18 protein-coding genes are annotated in these 22,869 nt (G+C 51.0%); 16 read left to right on the plus strand and 2 right to left on the minus strand.

Features of this window, described 5'->3' with window-relative positions; genetic code table 11:
* Together gspE and NITLEN_RS14715 are read right to left on the minus strand one after the other, a co-directional pair.
* The coding region (gene gspE / locus NITLEN_RS14710; RefSeq protein ID WP_219999467.1) for a type II secretion system ATPase GspE at positions 1–1,673 on the minus strand (1,673 nt) is incomplete at its 3' end.
* Positions 1,674–1,957: 284 nt separating this feature from the next.
* Positions 1,958–2,890: a type II secretion system protein N gene (locus tag NITLEN_RS14715; protein WP_146216213.1), complete on the minus strand. Its 933-nt coding sequence runs from the start codon at positions 2,888–2,890 to the stop codon at positions 1,958–1,960.
* A 232-nt stretch (positions 2,891–3,122) separates the two neighbouring features.
* Here NITLEN_RS14715 and NITLEN_RS14720 point away from each other — a divergent pair, with 232 nt between their 5' ends.
* The 16 genes from NITLEN_RS14720 to xrtD all read left to right on the plus strand — a co-directional run bounded on the left by NITLEN_RS14720 (position 3,123) and on the right by xrtD (position 22,868).
* Positions 3,123–3,620 carry a tetratricopeptide repeat protein gene (locus NITLEN_RS14720; protein WP_121990401.1) on the plus strand — a complete coding sequence of 166 codons (498 nt, stop codon included), beginning with the start codon at positions 3,123–3,125 and terminating at the stop codon, positions 3,618–3,620.
* Between the two features lie 220 nt (positions 3,621–3,840).
* Positions 3,841–4,848 (plus strand): GDP-mannose 4,6-dehydratase, encoded by a 1,008-nt coding sequence (gene gmd, locus NITLEN_RS14725; RefSeq protein WP_121990402.1) that lies wholly within the window; start codon positions 3,841–3,843, stop codon positions 4,846–4,848.
* Between the two features lie 9 nt (positions 4,849–4,857).
* Entirely contained in the window at positions 4,858–5,820 is a 963-nt protein-coding gene (locus NITLEN_RS14730) for a GDP-L-fucose synthase family protein (RefSeq protein ID WP_121990403.1), read from the plus strand.
* 788 nt (positions 5,821–6,608) lie between these two features.
* Positions 6,609–7,961: a DUF4832 domain-containing protein gene (locus tag NITLEN_RS14735; protein ID WP_181416891.1), complete on the plus strand. Its 1,353-nt coding sequence runs from the start codon at positions 6,609–6,611 to the stop codon at positions 7,959–7,961.
* 94 nt (positions 7,962–8,055) lie between these two features.
* Entirely contained in the window at positions 8,056–9,471 is a 1,416-nt protein-coding gene (locus NITLEN_RS14740) for an oligosaccharide flippase family protein (RefSeq protein ID WP_121990405.1), read from the plus strand.
* Positions 9,461–10,648 (plus strand): glycosyltransferase family 4 protein, encoded by a 1,188-nt coding sequence (locus tag NITLEN_RS14745; protein WP_121990406.1) that lies wholly within the window; start codon positions 9,461–9,463, stop codon positions 10,646–10,648. Before NITLEN_RS14740 ends, NITLEN_RS14745 begins: the two co-directional genes overlap by 11 nt.
* Positions 10,638–11,939 carry a hypothetical protein gene (locus tag NITLEN_RS14750; RefSeq protein ID WP_121990407.1) on the plus strand — a complete coding sequence of 434 codons (1,302 nt, stop codon included), beginning with the start codon at positions 10,638–10,640 and terminating at the stop codon, positions 11,937–11,939. The genes NITLEN_RS14745 and NITLEN_RS14750 overlap by 11 nt, the downstream gene beginning before the upstream one ends.
* Before the next feature lie 90 nt (positions 11,940–12,029).
* Positions 12,030–13,199: a glycosyltransferase gene (locus tag NITLEN_RS14755; RefSeq protein WP_181416893.1), complete on the plus strand. Its 1,170-nt coding sequence runs from the start codon at positions 12,030–12,032 to the stop codon at positions 13,197–13,199.
* Between the two features lie 358 nt (positions 13,200–13,557).
* Positions 13,558–14,844: a glycosyltransferase family 4 protein gene (locus tag NITLEN_RS14760; RefSeq protein WP_121990409.1), complete on the plus strand. Its 1,287-nt coding sequence runs from the start codon at positions 13,558–13,560 to the stop codon at positions 14,842–14,844.
* A complete protein-coding gene (locus NITLEN_RS14765) occupies positions 14,841–15,695 on the plus strand; it encodes a dTDP-4-dehydrorhamnose reductase family protein (protein WP_121990410.1) in 855 nt (284 codons plus the stop codon). Before NITLEN_RS14760 ends, NITLEN_RS14765 begins: the two co-directional genes overlap by 4 nt.
* A 21-nt stretch (positions 15,696–15,716) precedes the next feature.
* On the plus strand, positions 15,717–16,727 hold the full coding sequence (locus NITLEN_RS14770) for a polysaccharide biosynthesis protein (protein ID WP_121990568.1): 1,011 nt from the start codon (positions 15,717–15,719) through the stop codon (positions 16,725–16,727).
* The gene (gene wecB / locus NITLEN_RS14775) at positions 16,720–17,859 is read left to right on the plus strand and encodes a non-hydrolyzing UDP-N-acetylglucosamine 2-epimerase (protein WP_121990411.1); all 1,140 of its coding nucleotides are present in this window, start codon (positions 16,720–16,722) and stop codon (positions 17,857–17,859) included. The genes NITLEN_RS14770 and wecB overlap by 8 nt, the downstream gene beginning before the upstream one ends.
* A 14-nt stretch (positions 17,860–17,873) precedes the next feature.
* A complete protein-coding gene (locus NITLEN_RS14780; RefSeq protein WP_121990412.1) occupies positions 17,874–19,064 on the plus strand; it encodes a glycosyltransferase family 4 protein in 1,191 nt (396 codons plus the stop codon).
* Between the two features lie 349 nt (positions 19,065–19,413).
* Positions 19,414–20,064, plus strand: a complete 651-nt coding sequence (locus NITLEN_RS14785; RefSeq protein WP_121990413.1) for a hypothetical protein — start codon at positions 19,414–19,416, stop codon at positions 20,062–20,064.
* A gap of 266 nt (positions 20,065–20,330) precedes the next feature.
* Positions 20,331–21,014: a hypothetical protein gene (locus NITLEN_RS14790; protein ID WP_146216214.1), complete on the plus strand. Its 684-nt coding sequence runs from the start codon at positions 20,331–20,333 to the stop codon at positions 21,012–21,014.
* Between the two features lie 282 nt (positions 21,015–21,296).
* Positions 21,297–22,868: a VPLPA-CTERM-specific exosortase XrtD gene (gene xrtD, locus NITLEN_RS14795; RefSeq protein ID WP_121990415.1), complete on the plus strand. Its 1,572-nt coding sequence runs from the start codon at positions 21,297–21,299 to the stop codon at positions 22,866–22,868.
* The last annotated feature ends 1 nt before the right edge of the window (position 22,869 follow it).

Consider the following 22,869-nt stretch of genomic DNA (forward strand, 5'->3'; position numbering starts at 1 on the left):
ACTTTCATCGCGCCTTCCTGCTTCAACGTGATCATACCCTTGGCGACGGCCGTCTGTTTGATCGCCGATGAATCGGCTTTGGCGCCGATGAGCCGGCGTACATCGTCATCGAGTACGAGCAATTCATAAATGCCCGTACGACCGCGATACCCAGTTTGCGAACAGTTCGGACAGCCAGCCCCACGGTAGAACGTAAAGGCCCCCTTGCTATCGAGCCCAAGGCGGCCGAGCTCATCGACGGTGGGCTTATAGGGCTTCTTGCAATCAGGGCAGATTTGCCGCAGCAAGCGTTGCGCGAGCACCGCCATGACCGAGGAGGCGACCAGAAACGGTTCGATCCCCATATCGATCAAGCGCGTCGCGGCACTGGCCGCATCGTTGGTATGCAGCGTGGAAAACACCAAATGTCCGGTGAGGGAGGCATGAATCGCAATTTCCGCCGTCTCACGATCGCGGATTTCTCCGATCATGATGACGTCGGGATCCTGGCGCAAAATAGACCGCAAGCCGGCAGCGAAAGTAAGGTTGATCTTAGGATTAACCTGCATCTGCCCGATCCCGAGCAGCTGATACTCGACCGGGTCCTCAACGGTAATGATGTTCTTATCAGGCGCGTTGATCTGGCTGAGGGCGGCGTAAAGCGTCGTCGTTTTGCCGCTTCCGGTCGGGCCCGTCACAAGAATAATGCCGTGAGCCAGCTGAATGAGTTGCTGGATGGACGAGAGCCGGTCGGTTGAAAATCCCATCTCTGTCAAGTTCAGGAGGCGGTTTTCTTTTTCGAGCAGGCGAAGGACCACACGTTCACCGTGCGAAGTGGGCAACACGGACACGCGCAAATCGACGTCTTTTCCCGCCGTCCTGATGGCAAACCGGCCGTCTTGCGGCAAACGCTTTTCCGCGATATTCAGCCCCGCCATGATCTTCAGGCGGGCGATGATACTGGACTGCAATCGCTTCGGCGGGGTCAGCACGGGATAGAGCACGCCGTCGATCCGATAGCGCACCACAAGACCACGCTCGAATGATTCGAAGTGGATGTCGCTGGCCCGCTGCCGAACCGCCTGAAACAACACGGAGTTGACCAGGCGAATGATCGGGGCCTCGTCCGTCGCATCGAGCAAATCTTGCGGCTCATCCAGCTCATGGGCCAGCTGGTCAAGATTTTCAGCTGCCGCCATGTCCTCCATGACCTGCGCAGCCCCGACGGGACTGGCCGCCTCGTCATAGATGCGGTTCAAGCACGCCAACAAGGCGATTCCCGTGGTCAGGACTGAACGAATCGGTTTCCCCAATAATAGGCGCAGATCATCCAACGCTACGGTCTCAAGCGGGTCGGTCGTCGCGACGACAACGACGCCGTCTTCATACCGCAGGGGTAAGATCCGGTACCGCCGGGCAAAGCTGATGGGCACTCGCTTAATCAGTTCATGATCGATTTGTGAGACTTCTAGATGCGGCAACCACGCCAACTCAAATTGCTGGGCCAAGGCTTCCAACAGTTCTTCTTCTCGAAGCACACGCAAATGGAGAAGGGCTTCGCCAAGACGGCCGCCCTTCTCACGCTGATAAGCCAATGCCTCATCGAGCTTGGAATCCAGGAGATTAAACTTCTCTCCGAGAATCCGCCCGAGAAGCGGCCTACCAAATGTCACTTGCTGTTCGGAATCGCTCACAATGCTCCGCGCCCCATTTCCCCATTATAGAGAGGCCAAGTCCTTAGACTAACCGGCTTCAAGATCAATTCCAAGTTTGTTCGCTTAACCACAAGTAAAATAAGGACATCCCAGAAATAGATCCAGTCTTTCATTTCCGGCAACAAGGACAGACTCAGAGGCGCAACGCGGGTAAGGCTCAAGATCAACCCCGAGGGCCCACATCGACATGCACGGCTGAAAGAACGGGGCTCGTCAAGAAAGCCAACGAGCCTGGAAGAGGCCCCGAGGAACGTGGAAGAGACTTATCGGAGCTCAAAGGTCATGGTGGTCTTCTGGTTGTTGCGGACCATATCAACGTTCACCGTCCGTTCGTTTTTCAATTGTTGAAATAGACTCAGCATCGTGGAAGGATCACGCACGTCCACTCCATTGACTCGCTGCAACACATCTCCATGTTGGATGCCGATCTTCTCATAAAAACTGGCTGGAGCGATGTAGTCCATACGATATCCGTTAGGGGAACCATTGACCATAAACGGCACGGCCCGCGCCTGAGTCAACAGCTTCGGCAAGTCTGCCATCGCCGCCTCAACTTCTCGTCGATCGATCACTTTCTTAATAGGAACCCCGGGTGCCCCTATAACCGGAGAACCGGCTGTCACAACCGGAGCCGCCGGTTTGTCGGTCGTGGAAAGCTCCAGTAGCTCTTCCTGATCGCCGCTCCGAATCACCAGGCCATCCCGGCGAATAGCGCTGACCTCTCCCAAATCCGGTATCTGATCATGCAACCGATAGAGCACCTGCCGCTTCGTGGCCAATTCCTCGACGATTGCGAACACACCGCGTTCACGTCCTAACACGACACCTAAAAGTCGCAACTTGTTCGCCACACCCAAGGCTGCCCGAACCGGTGTGGGCGAAGCGGTCCCTGGTACACCGGTCATTCCCAGCGGAGCAGCGGGCAGCAGGAAAAGGCCGCTCGACTGAATTTGATCCACCCATTGCTGTGGCACCAACGCGACCGAAGCTGCGATTTGAGCGGATTGAGGCGCCGCGCCTTTCGCCGGAGGAAGGGCTAACGCCGCGGCCACAAACGCATTGACGCCATGCGCGATGAGCAATGCGCCCACAGCGAGATAGGCGCCGATGGTTAGCCGCCGGACGGGTTGATCGCCGAGAATCTCCATACCAGTCTGTGTCTTCCAGTCGATAAAGAGTCGACCCATACTACGCATCAGACCATCGACAGGCAATACTTTTGTCGAGTTGTTAAAGCAGGTTATCCCAGTGCTAAGGAAGTACCAATGCTGAGTTTAAGAGAAACCCTTGTGTACAGTGGGCATCATCTTGGCCGCTGACCGGAATTTGCCAAATCCTAATCTATTGATACATTTAGGTCTGCTCAAACGGACATTATGGTCTGGGTCTTGCTGACTCCAGTCTACTCACTAAAGGAGTTGTGCTCGCATGCCTGAGTCAGACGTTCCCGAACCAACCCTCAACGATGTCGCTGCCGAAGCGTACGAACGGGGCCTTGCCTTGCGGAAAGCCGGCCTCTTCAAGCAGTCGATCGAGCAATTCCAAAAAGCCGTGAACGATCCTGTTTTCGCCCTGAAAGCCTATGCGCAAATCGGACTCTCTCAAAAGTCCTGTGATCGATACGCCGATGCGGTCGCGGCCTTTCGCAATGCGCTCAAGTCACCCGGGGCATCGACCAAAGACATCGTGCAGATCTTGTATGTGCTCGGCCGCACCCTCGAATCGCTCGACCGAATTGCCGAAGCCCTCGAAGCCTATCGCTGGCTCAGGCGGGAAGACCCGCTGTATCGGGATGTTGGAGAACGTATCGATGCGCTGAGCATGAGACGGACCCAGGCTGAGCCGCGATCTACACAAAACAACCCGAAAGCGGAAACCAGGCAGCAGCTTCATGCCTGGCAGAACCTCCTGCGGAACGTCAAGTAATGCATTCCTAGTTGCCCAATTGCCAAGAATACGATAAGTATTTTCATCAAGCATCATGCATTCTAAGGATCTGTCGCCCACATACCAAGTACACCGGTCAATATAATCGCAGCGGGAGGGGAGCGAGGCTCTCGCACTGTGTAGGATTACGGACTGATCGGTCAACGGGTCGAACACCGATACCACGTTAGGCAAGACACACTCATATGGAGATCTGATCGTGAAGAAAGCCTTGATCACCGGCATTACCGGGCAAGATGGATCCTATCTCGCCGAATTTCTTCTGGCCAAGGGATATGAAGTCTACGGAATCATTCGCCGATCCAGCTCGTTCAACACCGGCCGGATCGATCCCATCTATGAAGACCCGCACGTACCTAACGCCCGACTCAAACTCGTCTACGGGGATTTAAATGATGCGAGTTCTCTCAATCACATCATCCGCACAATCCAGCCGGATGAAATCTACAATCTCGGAGCACAGAGCCACGTGCGAGTGAGCTTTGATATTCCCGAATATACCGGTGAAATTACCGGCCTGGGTGCCATTCGCCTCTTAGAGGCCATTCGTGAATCGGGACTGACACCGAAGTTTTACCAAGCCTCATCGAGCGAAATGTACGGTAAGGTGTTGGAAGTGCCGCAACGGGAAACCACCCCCTTTTATCCACGCAGTCCTTACGGCGCGGCCAAAGTCTATGCGTACTGGATCACGGTAAACTATCGAGAGGCATACAATCTGTTTGCTTGTAACGGTATTCTCTTCAATCACGAGTCGCCGCGTCGAGGCGAAACCTTCGTGACCCGCAAAATCACCCAAGCCGCCGCGCGCATCAAGCTGGGCATCCAGAAGGATCTTTTCCTCGGTAACCTTGATGCTAAGCGCGATTGGGGGTTTGCCGGCGACTATATCGAAGCCATGTGGATGATGCTGCAGGCCGACAAGCCGGACGACTATGTCGTGGCAACAGGGGAGACGCACACCGTCAAGGAGTTCCTCGAACTGACCTTCGACCGGCTCAAGCTGGACTGGAAGCAATATGTAAAGATTGATGCCAAGTACTATCGCCCAACCGAAGTCGACCTCCTGATCGGCGATCCTGCGAAAGCCCACAAAGAGCTTGGCTGGAAACCCAAGGTCGGCTTCCACGAGCTCGTCAATATGATGGTCGACGCCGACCTCGCAGCCGAAAAAGAAAAGTTGGATGGAACGAGGAAGAAGGGATAATCGATTAGCATGACTGCCTTTTGGACGGACAAACGCGTCGTCGTCACCGGTGGAGCGGGGTTTTTGGGCTCATTCGTCGTCGAACAACTGCATGCCAAAGGGTGCAAGAACCTCGTCATCCCGCGGAGCACAGATTACGACCTAGTCCAGATGGACGCCGTCAAACAACTCTACAGTGATGCAAGACCGGATCTCGTCATCCATCTGGCGGCGCGTGTCGGCGGCATCGGTGCCAACCAGGCCAATCCTGGCCGGTTCTTCTATGACAACTTGATGATGGGCACCCAGCTCATCGAAGTGGGACGCCAGACGGGACTCAAGAAATTCGTGGCGCTCGGCACCATCTGCGCCTATCCCAAGTTCGCTCCCATTCCCTTCAAAGAAGACGACATCTGGAACGGCTATCCCGAAGAAACGAATGCCCCCTACGGCCTTGCAAAAAAAATGATGCTTGCGCAGTCCCAGGCCTACCGCCAACAGTATGGTTTTAATTCCATCGTCTTGTTTCCGGTCAACCTCTATGGACCACGCGATAATTTTGACCTGAAGACCTCCCATGTGATCCCGGCGCTTATCCGGAAATTTGCCGAAGCCAAAGAGTCAGAAAAAGACTACGTCGAACTATGGGGCGATGGATCACCGAGCCGGGAATTCCTCTATGTCGAAGATGCGGCAGAAGGCATTCTCCTTGCCGCTGAACAATACAACGACAGCCTGCCCGTCAATCTGGGAACAGGGGAGGAAGTCGCCATTCGTGATCTGGCGGAACTCATCGCCAAAGAGGTCGGCTTTGCCGGTCCCATCAAATGGGACACCACCAAACCAAACGGCCAGCCACGCCGCTGCCTCGACGTCACCCGCGCTAAAGAACTCTTTGGATTCCAGGCGCGCCATCGGCTGCGTGAAGGGCTCAAGAAGACCGTCCAATGGTTCCAAGACAACCGCAGTACACTGCGTGAAGTGCAGTTCTGACAGCTGAGATCGAAGTCTGAGCAGACAGCAGTCATCCGAATTGCTGTCAGCCTCAACCTTCAACTCTATTCCGTTTTGTACAGCCTGACATTCATCAGTACAGGCCCCTATTAGCTAAAGATCCTAACTCGTTGACCATGCAGAGGCTCATTGGAGAGCCATGTGGTCTGAGTCTTGCTCAACCAACAGGGATTGCTGAATAGGGCCGGATTGTGGCGTGGCAGACGAAACAAACTAGGCAATTGAGTAGGAGAGACAGGAACGAAGATGATCCTCTCAACTGAAAAACCAAGTATTAATGAAAGCAGTATTCCAACCAGGACTAGGTCTTCTGCGGAACACGAAGTACTGAAAACAGATCACTTCCTATTGCCCATTACGACCAAATCAGCTAAGTAGTTCATCGGTAGCGCAAACATTCCGCCACACTTGGCGAAGCATTCATCTTCTGGTTCGCCACTGATACCAGGGTAAGCTTGCGAAGAATTGCTCATCCGCTTCGCAAGCAGATAGTAAAACAGCAGTATGAATCGCAAAAATACCAGTAAAACTAACGCCTATAGACGAACAACTACCCTGACAACTAGACAGAGACGCAACATTTACCTACCAAAACACCAATCTCATGCATGGGAATGGCGATTGATGCGTAGAGGTTTCTTCTCCTCTACGCATCTACCTGACAGGACCCTATTAACGATTCTCCACAACATCCCACTAAAATAACATCATGGATGGCTCGTAGCAGGAGTCGAGCAAAATCATTTGATATAAAAAGAGGAAATTTTATGAGCCGGCGGCAAGTGGTCTCGATAATAATGTTTTCATACTTCACAATATTCAGTGCAAGTATTGGTGCATCAGAAATTCATAAATACGAAGAGAGCACGGCAAGACTAATTGCCCCTGAGCGAGGATTTTACAAGTACTTTCACCAGAATGAGTACGGCTTTCCAGAGTACATTGATCTTGTCCATAATCGTGACTTTACCTGGGTACGAAAGAGCGGTTTCAGTCTCGTAGCAGCTCGTATTTCTCTAGAGAAATATCGCTATAGCGACATTTCGGAAGAGTTTCTCAAGCAACTCGACGAAGGATTCAGAGCGATTAGGGCTGGAGGCGTCAAAGTAGTTCTTCGCTTTAACTATAATAATGGAAATACGCCTGGAGCGGACACCAGTCTGCCATGGATGCTACGGCATATCATGCAGCTCCGCGGCGTTCTTAATGCCAATGCTGATGTTATTGCCGTTGTCCAGGCAGGATTCATAGGAGCATGGGGAGAGTGGCACTCGTCAACACACGGTTTAGATAATAGTGAAGCTCGCAGAGCTGTACTAGAAGCACTACTGGATTCCCTGCCGAGGGAGCGCAGCGTTCAACTGCGTACACCTCAATACAAGGAAAACATTTACGGACCACCGCTTCTCGAAGCCAAGGCATACACCAATAGCCACACATCCCGAACAGGCCACCACAATGATTGTATTTTTGCGAGCGAGAACGACTTAACCTATCCACTAGGCAAGATTGCGTACTACACGGAGTACGTTGCTCAAGATAGCCTCTTTGTTCCAATGGGAGGGGAAACTTGCAAGAAATACCCCCCGCGTACCAACTGCGCCGTCGCACAATCTGTACTAAAACAACTCCACTACAGCTATCTCAATAACAACTATTTGCAGGAAGTAATCGACAACTGGCGGTCTGAGGGTTGTTACGAAGAAATCGATACTCATTTAGGGTATCGATTAGTTGTTCGTGAGGCCATATTTGATAAGACTACAAAAGTAGGGTCGGTTCTTAATATAGAGGCCTTGCTAGAAAATACTGGTTGGGCTCCACCTTTTAATCCCAGAAGGGTCATTGTAACCCTAGAATCCCTCAATGGCGTACTAGTGAAATCCGAATTAACACCAGACGCCCGGAGACTGCAGCCCGGGAAAACAACAAAACTCGGAGCGACAATTCGCCTGCCCCAAGACATGAAAAGCGGAGAATACACTATTTATCTTTCAGCCCCTGATTCAGACCCCAAGCTCCACAACCGCTACGAATACGCAATCCCATTCGCCAATATAGATTACCAGCTAACGGAAGCGCGCCTCCCTCTAGGGCAAGTGACAATCGTTGGCCGGTAGTTAGGACATATTTTTTCGATTGCGTACTTAATTAGTAAAATATGACAAGCACGACTACCCCTAAATCATCCAGCATATCTGAGGGGAGGAACAAATAACGCACGGACTAAAAGACACACTCTTGATCGCTATTGGTTCAACGACCGGGCAGTTGATGGTTGTTGTCAGCATGCCATTTATTACTCGGCTATACGGGCCTGGCGAGATGGGCTTGTACGCCGTATTTACTGCGTCGGTTGGCTTATTTGCGACCGTGGTTGCATTCCACTATGAGCTGGCAATCCCACTTTCCAAATGTGATCTGCACGCACGGTTGCTGACAAAACTAGCACTTCTAGTTGCCTTCGTCGTGGGGCTTCTGTTGTTAGGTGTCGTTATCGCCACTGGTGACTCAGCGCTTAAGTTGCTAGGCACGCCGGAACTGACATCCATTGAATGGCTTCTCCCAATAAGCCTGTTCGCAACAAGTTTAGTCACAGTTCTAACGTATCGCGCTATAAGGTTTAAAACGTTTCGGTTAACTGCCGCAGGAAAGGCACTACAAGGAGTTGTTCAATCTGGGGCGCAGATAGGTTACGGGCTTTTAGGATTCGGCGCGAGCGGTCTGATCTACGGGACAATCATGGGACAATGCATCGCAATATACATATTGGGACAAAGCGGGTTTTGGCAGGAGATCACACGTGGATGGTCATCTCACAAATCGAAATTCATTGTGCTTGCAGGAAGGCACAAGAACTTTCCGATGGTAAGCACCCCATCAAGCTTCATAAATGCGGCCGTGGCACAGCTACCAACTATTGCGCTCGCAGCCTGGTTCGACATACGAGTTGTTGGGCTCTATGCCCTCGGGATTCGCATTCTCCAGGTGCCAATGAGATTCATAGGTGACTCCCTATCCCAAGTATTTTTCAGCATGGCAGCTGAAGCCCATCGTAACGGTTCCCTTGAAAACGTCGTCACAAAGACATGGCGAGTCCAGACGACTTTCGCACTGCACTCGTTCGTGCCTTTGGCGATAATTGCACCAGAACTGTTTGGTACGGTATTTGGTCAAGAATGGCGTGAAGCAGGAGTGTACACCCAGTTAATCATGCCGTGGATCATGGTGTCATTTATCTCAACATCATTATCCATATTAGTAACCGTGTTACAAAAACAAAAGCAGGAATTTCTTTTTCAGCTTGTTTACCTAAGCGTCCTCCCTGGCGCACTGTGGCTGGGTCGTGCAGGGGCAAGTGAGCACCTGGCTATAGGGTCTCTTGGCATAGCAGCATCAATACTACTGACGTGCAAGATCATTTGGCTATTGCATATTGCCGGCGTAAACCTAGCCCCTCAAGCCCTATGGCTATCGCGAGAAGTACTGTATGTAACATCCGTCGCGGTTGTGCTTCTGATTGTGAAAACCCTGGCTGGCTCAGAACTGTTTACGGTCCTCGCTGCCGCCACATTAGTGCTGGCTACTCACAGCGTCAATTACCTGTTGAGGAAAACATATGTATTCTGAATCCGCCTCCACAAAAACATCAACAAGAGTTGTTTATGTCGTTTTCGAACCCAGTGGAGGGATGCGGCACTATGCTGAGTCTCTATCTTCAGCAATGTCTACCATTGCTGATTGCAGAGTTGTGGAACCGGGGGGCCTAGAAGGATTTCGTATTTCAGATGATAGATTCATGACGAAAATCATAAAGAAATACAACCCGCTCTACTACCGCCGATTGGCAGACACGATAATCAGACAGTTCGAACCTCAACTTGTTCACATAACTAGCTCATCTATTGGATTGATGCCCTTCATTGCGCGCCTGCGGCAACAGAACATTCAGGTGGTATACACAATACACGATCCAGATCCGCACGAGCGTAAGAAGAGGCTATGGGATATGTTGGTCGAGCGATATCAATACACTCTTCAAATGCCAAGAATATTATCCAATTGCTCTGCGAGCCATGTTCATACAGAAGGCCATGTCAATACACTGCGCATGAAATATGGCAACCAGCGAACGGATAAAGCCTATATCGTTCAACATGGCGGCGGGGCGACGACAGCGATACTGTCTGGCACAGATATACCCAAAGAACTGCAAGAGGAAAGCGACCTTTTTACATTTTTATTCTTCGGTAGAATAGAGCCTTACAAAGGACTCTCCATACTCTTATCCGCCTTTGACAAATTAGTCGAAAGTAATTTTTGCGGCCGACTCGTTATCGCCGGGGCCGGGGCCATCAAAGAGGACATTCGACTTCCATCTGGCCAATGCATACTGATCAATCGTTTTATTAAAGATACTGAAATCAGGTCGATATTGGAGCGCGCTAGCGTGGTAGTTCTCCCTTATGTGTCGGCAACGCAATCAGGGGTAATACCTCTCGCATATGAGTTTTCACGACCTGTAATTTGCTCAGATATTGGAGGGTTGCCAGAGATGGTGATTGCAGGGCAGACAGGGTTGATGGTTCCACCTGGTGATGTAGACGCTTTAGCAAACGCCATGAGATCGTTGGCAGAGGATCAAGACGTGACACGAAAGATGGGCGAGAAAGCAAGAGCCCACATGACGCAACACTTTTCATGGAAGACTGTCGCCCACCAACATCGCGCGAAGTACGCAACCCTGCTGACAGGGATAGAAGCTCAGAGAAGTACGGATTGGGATACTCAACGCAATGCAGATTGAATTCTTTATCGCGATTGCGAATCTGCTCTTCTGCCTTCAGCGGCTTCTGTCGACGTTCAGATCAGGGCGGCTATCTGCTGTAGTGTGGGCACTAGCAGCGTATTTCTCTTTCTTTTTTATCTTTGTCCTTGTCGATGGACCTTTTAGCAAACACCGTGGATTTACGAACGATACACTTTTCGTCAAGCAGGAGACTATAGATTTTACTTGCTACTACATTGCTACATTCCATCTGATATTTGCATTCACTGAATGGGCGGTATGGAAGCTGCTTGGCATTCCAGCCAGTCGGGTTACTTGGGAACTACCAAGATCCCAAAAGCATCTTTCATCAACCCTCGGTGTATTGCTCGCCTTTTTGTGTATTGGCGGGTCATGGTATTGGTGGAAGATGCAGGGGCTTGGTTATCAAGACTATGTTGAAGGCACAGGATCAAATTGGCCACAAGTATTTTTGTGGGCATCCTCTCCGTTTATCACAATTTCTATGATGCAACGCCGCTACTGGGCCGGAGCCTTGGCAGGGATCCCGTTTATTTTATTCGCCATCATGTTGAATGTCAGATCGTTTGCACTGCTATCCCTAGTCCCAGCAGTGATTATTGGCCTATTCCACATGTGGCAGGAGTCAGGTACGAATGGATATCTGGTTTCACGGCTCATCAAAGCAAGTTTTTTGCTATTAGGCCTGTTTCTGCTAAGCGCGGCAATCATGCAACAAAAAGGCGCGCATATTGGCTTACCGGATTCGGATATGGCTTATGGTGTGCCTATTATCGTCGAGGCCGTGCAGCAAGCCAAGCACTACACTGAGTTTAACAGCTTAGAGATCTATGGCCTGAACCTCATAAATCCATTTCTAAAGCTATTCGGCCTTGAGCGGCCTCATCTCATCGATACCCCGGTATACATGGCCTCATTGATAGACGGAGTTCCAAAAGATTGGCCTGTCTATTTCCACTATCCGACACTTTGGTACTCTGATGCATATATTTCCTTCGGCATCGCAGGGCTTGTGCTTGCAACCTTGTGGGCACTAATCCTGACGGGCTGGGAAGCCTTCATGTTGCGATATCCGACCATGATTGCATTGATGCTTCCTTATTATGTCTGGCATGCTTATATGTTGGTTCGAGGAGCGCCTGGGATCGCAAGTGTCCCATTTTCTTATGCATTCTATGTTTCGGCACTCGTCTTCTTGCTGTCTGGAGGGCGGCGTATCTGGGCAACCCCGCCAACTAGGGCTGCACAAAATTCACGGTTTTCCGAAACATTACAAAGCACTCCTTGATTCTTATTCCCACATACTATCTTCCCTGCTAGCTGTATGTTTTGACAGAGAATTTAATATGAGTTGAACATGAATGCACGAAGCACACACATGAGTAGCATTGCTCGTAGCGAGAGTGAGTCTTGTTTTGAAGATGCCGCAAGCATGAATACTTCTACATCATGCCGTCCAGGGAAGGTTGTGCATGTAATTGGTGCTCTAGCTGCGGGTGGGGCGGAGCGGTTCGTATCAGAACTAGTCCCGCACTTCATAAAGTGCGGCATTGACGTAGCTCTCATTATTCTGAGCAATAGAGTGGATGCCGTTGGCAGTCAGATGCTTCTTGATCTAAAGCGAGCGGGGATTAAACTGCATACTGGCCCGACAGTCAAAGTAGGAGCTAGAACAGTTCTTTGGTACATCCATAAATTATTTGAGCAAAAACCTAGCATCGTTCATTTGCATACCCCCAACACAGAGCTCGCACACTATTTAGCAACCCGCTTCTATAGGTACCCTCATAGAATCTACAGAACCCTACATAGTGTGAAACCACCGGATGCTCTTGCTATGAGGCTGGCTATACGAGCAAATAAAGCTGCTATCTCGATTGCTTGCGGCGAAGCAGTCTATCAAGCCCATCGGAAGGTCATGAGTGACAGGATCATAACAGTCGAAAATGGTGTGCGCTTTAACTGGCCGATTAGAACAGATGAGATCAGCTCAGCAGCGAAATTAAAGCATGGTTTTAAGAATAACCAATTTCACTTCCTAATTGTTGGAAGAATGAACCACTGGAACCGCCAGAACTCGATTAAGGGTCACGACACTCTGATAGATGCATGGAAACGAGGAAAGCTCGGAGAGAGAGATTGCATACTTCATATAGTGGGTGATGGCGATCTTCGTCAAAAGCTTACAACATTGGCGGAAGGCGACAACAGCATTATCTTTCACGGAATCCAGAGCAACGTCCATGAATGGTTATTAGCCGCAGACTGCTTTGTAATGCCAAGTCGCTATGAAGGCTTGCCTATTGCAGGCATAGAAGCGGCGGGGACAGGGCTTCCGTGTGTCTTCTCCGATATCGCGCCACTTCGAGAACTAAAAGTACCCCAAGTACTGTGGGTGCCGGTCGGAGATCCTGAGGCTTTGTCACATGCACTGAGTTGGGTGGCAATGGAGCGGCCTAGTGTGGACACAGCCGAGGTAAACCAATTTCGGAAACGATTTGACATTAAAGATGTTGCACAGAGGTACGCTGAATTGTACTTGCGTTAGGCGCGCATCTTGCCACACGATTTTCCTGAACACTAATTTGCGGAAGGCGATTTCTCTCTAAAGAGAAGGTGACCGATGTTTAAAGTGTAGCTGTAGGAACATAAGGATATACAAATAACAAAAGTGAACAGCTGCATTGTTCAAAGACTGGACAGCGCTTGCCCCTGAAGGTAACTGACAATACTGAACTGCTACATCCTAAGTCAAATTCATGAGTATGATTCAATATTTTCACCTTAGGCAATATATTTATCGCCCATCGCTAACTATTACGGCATACTCTTTCGTCTATTCGGAATCGCCAAAGGGCTGATTGAATGGTTTCTATTAGACACTTTCAATTGGCTTGTATTTCAGTATGACACCCGAAGACTGCCGACAGGATGAGAAATTAGAGAGAGCCTGCCTGGATGAAAACAATTATGGTCTTGAAGACCAGAACATTTGGTTGCACGTGGAATTAAATAGGCACAAATCAACAGGCCTGACCCTTGGCATCGATGCTTCCAACATTCGAACAGGGGGTGGAGTAACTCACTTGGAAGAGGTCCTACGGGCTGCGAGCCCATCCGCACAAGGCTTTGCCAAGGTGATAGTTTGGGCTTCACAGGCGACCCTAGCTCGTATTGAAGATCGCCCCTGGCTGACGAAGCGTTCGAGCCCTGTATTGGAAGGCCACTACCTTCGCCGTGCGCTCTGGCAACACAATTGCTTAGGAGTATTCGCGAGGACAGAAGGCTGCAACCTTCTGTTCGCACCTGGCGGTTCATTCGCCACCGATTTCCGGCCAGTGGTAACTATGAGCCGAAATCTCCTGCCTTTTGAATGGAAGGAGTTGAGACGATACGGTTGGAATTTACACACCTTGAAGTTCCTCCTTTTACGATGGATACAGGGCCGCTCGTTTAGAAAGGCCAATGGAGTGATTTTTCTCACGGCGTATGCTCGTAATGCAGTCTTGGAAGTAACCGGTACATTGCAAGGCGAATGCATGATTATCCCGCACGGGATCAACCCCAGGTTTACGAAGCCTCCACGAACACAACGCCTTTTCACTGATTTCACAAAAGCTCAACCCTGCCGCGTGCTGTATGTTTCCATTGTTGATATGTACAAGCACCAATGGCAGGTTGCCGAGGCTGTTGCGAAACTTCGATCAGAAGATATACCGATTGTTTTGGAGTTGGTTGGGCCCCCTGCTGGGGGCATGAATCAGCTGAAAGAAACATTACATCGCGTAGATCCCAAAGAGACATTTATCACCTATCGCGGTGCAGTTCCTTACGAAAAGCTTGACGCAATTTATGCCTCCGCAGATATCGGTATATTTGCATCCAGCTGTGAGAACATGCCCAATATTCTGCTGGAAGGGATGGGAGCAGGCCTGCCGATGGCCTGCTCCCGTATGGGCCCTATGCCGGAAATTTTAGGCGATGCTGGGATTTATTTTGATCCGGAAGATGCTCATAGCATTGCTCGAGCCCTTCGTGAATTGATTGAATCGCCTATGTTACGGGCAGAGCTCGCGCAGGCAGGATTTAATCGTGCACGAACCTTTTCATGGACCCGGTGTGCGAATGAAACGTTTGGATTTCTGGCAAGAATTGCTCATGAAGCATCTACGGGGAGGGGAGGTAACTTGTGAAAGTATTAGTTATCGGGGCGTCTGGCATGCTTGGCAATGCAGTGCTTCGCCTCTTTGCAGAAAGTCCTGAGCACCAGGCTTATGGTTCTGTCCGCTCCAACGGTGCGTTACGATTTCTACCAAGCCACTTGCATCCAAATGTCATTGTGGATGTAGATGTGGAAAATGCAGACAATCTGACGCGTCTATTCGCCATTGTTCAACCAGATATGGTCATCAACTGCGTCGGCTTGGTCAAGCAGTTGGCTGAAGCAAACGACCCACTATCAGCCATTCTCATCAATGCACTTTTCCCGCACCGCCTGGCACAGCTCTGTGAAGTGGCCGGGGCACGCTTGGTACACCTGAGCACCGACTGTATTTTTTCAGGGACCAAAGGCATGTACACTGAAACCGACGCTTCCGATGCCAAAGACCTCTACGGTCGCAGTAAATTCCTGGGTGAAGTCAACTACCCACATGCCATTACGTTGCGCACCTCCATCATTGGCCACGAATTGAACGGGGCGCACAGCCTTGTGGGATGGTTTTTGTCGCAAGAGGGTACCGTCAAGGGTTTTAAGAGGGCAATTTTCTCAGGCCTACCCACCGTGGAAATAGCCCGGCTCATACGCGACCATGTTATCCCTCACCCTGAGCTTCATGGGTTGTACCACGTGTCGGCAAAGCCAATTAGCAAGTTTGAATTACTTACCATAGTAGCAACGCAGTATGGAAAATCCATTGGCATTGTGCCAGATGAGACGTTTGTGCTTGATCGTTCGTTGGATTCAACACGCTTTCGAGCTGCGACGGGCTTTGATCCTGCACCTTGGCCTGAGTTGATTCGTCTCATGCATGCTTTCAGTTAATACTCTCAAGAGGGACTGATGATGTTCAAAGATAAGACCTTGTTGATCACTGGGGGGACCGGCTCATTTGGCAATGCAGTCCTCCGGCATTTCTTACCCGCTGACTTTTCCGAGATTCGCATTTTTAGCCGCGATGAGAAGAAACAGGAAGACATGCGTATCGCCTTAAAAACCGACAAGGTCAAATTTTACATCGGCGATGTACGCGATTACCACAGTGTGCATGACGCCCTGCGAGGCGTGGACTACGTGTTTCATGCGGCTGCCCTCAAACAGGTCCCTTCATGTGAGTTCTACCCGATGGAAGCGGTACGCACGAATGTGCTGGGCACTGAAAATGTCATCCGGGCTGCCATTGCCCATAAGGTGAAACGCTGCGTAGTGCTGAGTACGGATAAGGCTGTGTATCCAATTAACGCCATGGGTATTTCCAAAGCCATGATGGAAAAGGTAATGGTAGCCCAATCACGTTTATGTGACCCAGGGGAAACCGTGCTCTGTGCGACCCGCTATGGGAACGTAATGGCGTCTCGCGGATCGGTGATCCCGCTTTTCCTAAGCCAGTTGCAAGCAGGAAAACCGCTCACCCTTACGGACCCCAACATGACTCGCTTCTTGATGTCTCTCGATGAATCAGTACACCTGGTACTCTATGCGTTTGAGAATGCCCGTCCGGGAGACATTTTCGTGCATAAAGCTCCTGCATCGACAATGGGCGATTTAGCGCAAGGAATGAAAGAAATACTAAGCAAAGCCAATCAGGTCCAGGTGATTGGCACCCGACATGGCGAAAAGCTGTATGAGTCACTGGTGTCGCGTGAAGAAATGGCTAGGGCTGATGATTTAGGCGGCTACTACCGCATACCCGCTGACTCACGTGACTTGAACTACAATAAGTATTTCGTAGAAGGCAAAGTTGAGATTTCTAACTTCGACGACTACACCTCCCACAACACCCTTCGGTTGGACGTTGAAGGCGTAAAACGTACATTGATGAAGCTCGACATCATTCGCGAGGCACTCAATGCGTAAGCTCAAAGTTATGACCATTGTCGGCACACGGCCGGAGATCATTCGGCTGTCCCGTGTGGTGGCAGAGCTGGATACACATTGCCATCATGTGTTCGTTCACACGGGCCAAAATTACGACTATGAGTTGAACGGTGTCTTTTTCTCAGATCTGGGAATCCGCAAGCCGGACATATTTTTGGAAGCAGCGGGAGCCACGGCAGCCGACACCATTGGTCAGGTCATTATGGCTGCAGACAAGGCTTTGGAGGAGCATCGGCCTGAGGCCGTCTTGTTGCTGGGAGACACCAACAGCTGTTTGGCTGCAATAGCGGCCAAGCGCCGTAAAATCCCTATCTTCCATATGGAAGCAGGCAACCGTTGTTTTGATTTCCGGGTGCCAGAAGAAATCAACCGACGCATTGTGGACCACACATCAGACATCAATCTCACCTATAGTGAGATCGCGCGCGACCATCTGCTGCGCGAAGGACTGCCACCGGATCAAGTTATCAAGACGGGTAGTCCGATGCGTGAAGTTCTAGAATACTACATGCCGAGAATTACTGCTTCCGACATCCTCACTCGATTAGGCTTACAGGAAAGAAGCTACTTTATAGTAAGTTCGCATCGTGAAGAGAATGTAGATGTTCCAGAAAATTTACAGCGCTTTTTCACAATTGTGAATGGTCTAGCAGAACAGTACAAGAACCCGGTAATTGTTTCTACCCACCCACGGACACGTAAACGGGTAGACGCGTTAGACCTGACGGCACACCCCTTGGTGCAGTTTTTGAAGCCCTTCGGATTTCTAGATTACATCAAGCTGCAGACACAAGCCCGTTGCGTGCTTTCAGACAGTGGAAGCATCACCGAAGAATCTTCGATTTTAAACTTTCCCGCGCTCAACCTTCGTGAATTACATGAGCGCCCTGAAGGGTTTGAAGAAGCGGCCGTCATGCTTGTAGGCTTGAGCCTGGAACGTGTTCTGCAAGGCTTGAGCATTCTTGAAACTCAACCTCGTGGATCTGAGCGTGCCCTTCGAATGGTGAATGACTACACTCCCTCCAATGTGTCGATCAAAGTCCTGCGCATTATCCAAAGCTACACGGATTTTGTTAATCGCAAAGTCTGGCACAAGTCAGAAACCGTCTGAAGCAGACTTATTCCATGCGTATTGCCATTGTCGCGGACGCTTATGCCCCCCTTCGGACCTCAGCAGCAATCCAGCTGCGGGACTTAGCTGCTGAATTTATTGCGCAAGGTCATCATCCGACTGTATTAATTCCTGTCCCTGGCCTCCAATCAACATGGGCTCTCGATAATATTGCAGGGGTAGAGGTCCTCAGAGTCAGGTCTCCTCGAACGAAAGACGTCGGCTATATTCGACGAACCTTGACCGAACTGTACATGCCGTTTGCCGTTTTGCGAGGGCTTCGCCAAAGCACACTTTCACAGGTTAGGTGGGATGGCGTGGTTTGGTATTCACCATCGATTTTTCATGGCCCGCTGGTTAGCGCCCTCAAACGTGCAAGTTCATGCCGAAGCTATTTGGTTCTCAGAGACATTTTCCCTGAATGGTCTGTCGATATGGGACTTATGGGGCGCGGGTTGCCCTATCGATTCTTCAAAACAATCGAGAACTATCAATATTCTGTTGCTGATGTGATTGGCGTCCAGACCCCGGGGAATCAGGCGTATTTTTCTAATTGGTCAGGCCGGTCCAAACGTCGAGTTGAAGTTCTGCAAAACTGGCTCGCGGAAGCGCCCGATACCGGGTGCAGTATTTCGGTTCGTGACACCCCGCTGGCTGGTCGAACAATCTTTGTTTATGCCGGCAATATGGGCGTAGCGCAAGGGATGGGGATTTTGCTGGATCTTGCAGAGAGCTTAGAGAATAGAAAAGATATTGGTTTCGTATTCGTCGGTCGGGGGAGCGACTCCCAGCGTCTGCGCAATGATGCATCAGCGCGTGGGCTGGATAACGTGCTCTTCTTTGATGAGATCGCCTCCAATGAAATTCCCGGACTTTACGCACAATGCCACGTCGGCTTAGTAGCATTGGATCCGCGACACAAAACGCACAACATCCCAGGAAAGTTTGTATCGTACATGCAGTGCGGCCTACCGGTGCTGGCCAGCATCAACCCGGGCAATGATCTGGCTGCGCTGATCAAGCAGGGAAAGGTTGGTCGAGTCAGCACCGATACCGATGTTGAGTCGCTTGGATCGATGGCTCAGGCTCTGGTAACCGATATTACCCTGGATGAAAACTTCAAGAATCGATGCAAAACCCTAGCAGCGAGACTATTCTCACCTGAGGTTGCTGTAAAGCAGATCGTTGCGGCACTACAGGCATAAATATCGAGCGATTCTCGACAGGCTTTTCCAGATCACAGACAGGCGAAGCCACACGCTCTAATCATCCTCCAGGCATCACCGCAATATTCAGAAGAATTGAAACAACAATACACGTATTTCATTAGAATAAATTTTCCTTGCATAGAAAAGTAGATTGTCATAAGGTTCCTAACGAACGTCGTGAAGTGAGCTGTTTGATCCCCCACTAAGGGTTTTCGGCTTCTTCGTTCGGCAGAGAAAACTTACATCGCTAGCCTCTCTCCTCAGTGCCTCCAACAGGGCATCGGCGGAGAGGCCGTTTCAGATGGAAAGAATGAGTATTTCAGTACAACACCACAAGGAGAACATCATGAGACAGTCCAAGAGTTTGTCAATGCTGGCGATCATTGGAGCCTCCCTGCTTACGTTTGCGTTGCCCAGCGCACCAGTATCCGCCGCGCTTATGCAGTTTTCATTTCAAGGCGACATTGATACAGTTACCGGGCAATTGAAGCCACCACTTACTACTGCACAGAAACTTTCCGGTTCCTTTACGATTGAATCGACGACTTCCGGCACATCGGCGGGTCCCAATACCACCCAATACCTCAACATCTTTAAGAGCCTGACCCTCTCTTTAGGCCCAATCGGAGGACCGGCGATTATGACCGCATCGCTCGGATCAACGGATAATTCGCTTTTCATAAAAACAAGCGGCTCTAATACGACGTATTCGGCACTCGGCCCCTTGACCGGAACGTCTGTGAACGGCCGTTCTCCTATTAGCTTTCAGTTTGATGGGAAGGCGAGCGCACCGCCAAGCATCGGAAATCTCTTATCCAGCAACAGTTGGCGTATCCTTTTCAGTGGCAATGGCAATCAAATGGTTGCGGGGAAATTCACTGCCCTCACCGCCGTTCCTTTGCCGGCAGCGGTCGTTCTGTTCGGAGCCGGACTGGTAGCCTTGGCTGGCCTTGGAGCAGGGAGCTGGCGGCAACGAAGGAACAGTATCGCTGCTTAGCCCATATCAGGATAGGTTTTATAGAGCAGCCGGCGCTTCTGCGTCGGCTGTTCCGTTTTTCTCCCTCTCACCGATCTGTGTACATTCTGTGCTGGTTGTGACCTGATTCAGAATTGAACCCTCCTCGTAGGCTTCTGCACACAACAGTTCCAAACAGTCTATTTTGACCCTCTGAATTTCCAATACGTTAGCTCAATCTGGTAATGGCCTGGCTCTTGCTGAACCCCTTGGCTGTGCGCATGTACCACCTCTACAAGGAGTCTAACGTGATGCAGAAGAACAAACCGTCGTCGATCAAAGGGCTTTTTCTGCCGGCGATCGCGCTGTGCTCCCTGTTCGTCACAGGGAACGTGGCTCAAGCGGCGTTGGTGAACTATTCCTTCACAGGGGGAGTCAGTAACATCAGCGGCGCGCTGCTCTCGCCCACGATGAACCTGACTTCGCATGTGACCGGATCGTTCCAATTCAATAATGCCACGGGTGGCGTAGGCGGCAATTATCCCGGCGCCGTGAAAGCCATGACTGTCACCATCGGTGGCTACAGCTCGTCATTCACCCCCGGGGCAAACGCAATCACCATTTCACAGAACACCAACCTGGGCGGCGGGTTGCTCGGAGATCGTTGGAATCTGGCGACTGCAGCCACGGGCCTGCCGACTAGTGGCTACACCCCATACAGCTTCGAACTGCTGCTGGATCGGGAAGGCGGCGGGTTGTTCAGCAATACCAATCTGCAAAATGCACCCAGCTTGAGCTCCCTCACAGGTACCAGATGGCGCCTCATCTTTCAGGATGCCGAGGGTAACCTGACGCAAGTGCGCGGTGCAATCAACAGTCTGACAGCGGTACCATTACCAGCCGCCGTGTTCCTGTTCGGAGCAGGGCTCATCTCGCTGGTCGGTCTCGGTGCAGGGGGCTTAAGAAACCTCCGCGGCACTCAGCAGGCCTAAGCTCACCGGCATGAGCATAGACATGGGCTTGGCGCCCCATCGCAGGGATACGCCAAGCCCTTTGTCTATCCAACGCTCGATCTTCCATAAATCGAAATACGGCAAATGATTGTATATCCTCCATGCCGATTGACGGTCACAATAGATCACGGATGGGGAACTACGTAGATGCCCTCTGAAATTCTAGTAAGAAGGTTGCCTTACAACAGTCAATCTGGTATCCAGATACATACCCTCTACGCGGTCACTCTGCTGTAGATCCATTACATCGGGCGCATCTTTATGAGCAGCAAGCTTTTACTAGGCTTCAGCGCAGTTCTCGCCACAGTTTCACTGGGCTATCTCTACTTTGAAAGCTTGGTGTTTCTGTTTAACCACTGGATCGGCAGCGATGACTATAGCCATGGCATGTTCGTCCCGTTTATCAGCCTCTTTCTGATCTGGCAATCACAGCACCGTATCGCTGCGGCAGGAATCACCAGCTCCTGGTGGGGCCTGACCATTGTTGTGACCGGTCTCTTACTATATCTGGTCGGAGAACTCGCCACTCTCTATGTGCTCCAACACCTCTCCCTCTGGATCGTTCTCGTAGGGCTGGTGATCGGCGCCATCGGCGTCAAGGCCAGCCGCACAATCGCCTTTCCGCTTTTCTATTTGCTGACCAGTATTCCGCTACCCACGTTCTTCTACGCCGGACTGTCGAGTCAACTACAGTTGTGGTCATCCGCGCTCGGGGTCGGCTGTCTGCAACTCGTGGGCGTGACGGCCTTCCGTGAAGGAAATGTGATCGACTTGGGTCCGGTGCAACTGCAAGTCGTGGAAGCCTGCAGCGGAATTCGCTATCTGCTCCCGCTGACCTCGTTGGCGTTGCTCTGCGCCTATCTGTTCAAGGACCGGATGTGGAAACGCATTACCCTGGTTCTCTCGTCGATCCCGATCTCGATCCTGGTAAACGGGTTTCGCATCGGCATGATCGGCGTTCTCGTCGAATGGTACGGGCAGGGAGCATCCGAAGGCTTCGCCCATCTCTTTGAAGGCTGGGTGCTGTTCATGGCAAGCCTCGGTCTGTTGATTCTGGAAATGTGGATCCTCGCCAGAATCGGATCGAATGATGGAACAGTATCCCTTCAAGACCGATTCTCCTGGATCGATCGCTCTCCGACATCTTCCTCAGCCTTCGCTTCCTCCTCCGTCTTAGCCTCGCGCGCGCTGCCATCCGCCTATCTCTTCAGCGTGGGGCTGTTGATTCCCGTGGCAGTGGCCTCCTCCTTCCTCAGCCAGAGGATAGAAGTTCCACCGGACCGGGCGTTGTTCGTCGATTTCCCCCTGCACATCGAAGAATGGACCGGCACATCCTTGTCGCTGGAGCAGCAGTATATCGATGCGCTGCGGTTCGACGACTACGCGCTGGTGGAATATCGCCACGACAGTAGCCAGCCCGTCACGTTCTATTCGGCCTACTACCGATCGCAGCGAAAAGGGCAATCGGCACATTCTCCGCAAAGTTGTCTCCCCGGCGGTGGATGGGAAATTTCCTCCCTCAAAAATTTGGATTTTGCTCCGGTGTCCGGCACGACTCACACGCTCCATGCCAACCGCGTCGTCATAGAAAAGGGGCATCAAAAACAAATCGTCCTGTACTGGTTTAAGCAACGGGAGCGCATTCTCACCAGCGAGTACCTGGTGAAATTCTACTTATTCTGGGATGCCCTCCTGCGCGCGAGAACCGACGGAGCCCTGGTGCGTATCGCCTCCCTTGTCGGGCCCGGCGAAACCGAAGAGATCGTTGACCAACGCATGCGGCAATTCGTATCAGCCATGCAGTCCGAATTGAACCGGTATGTGCCGGATTAAG

This window comes from Nitrospira lenta (assembly GCF_900403705.1).
GTDB classification, from domain to species: Bacteria; Nitrospirota; Nitrospiria; order Nitrospirales; family Nitrospiraceae; genus Nitrospira_D; species Nitrospira_D lenta.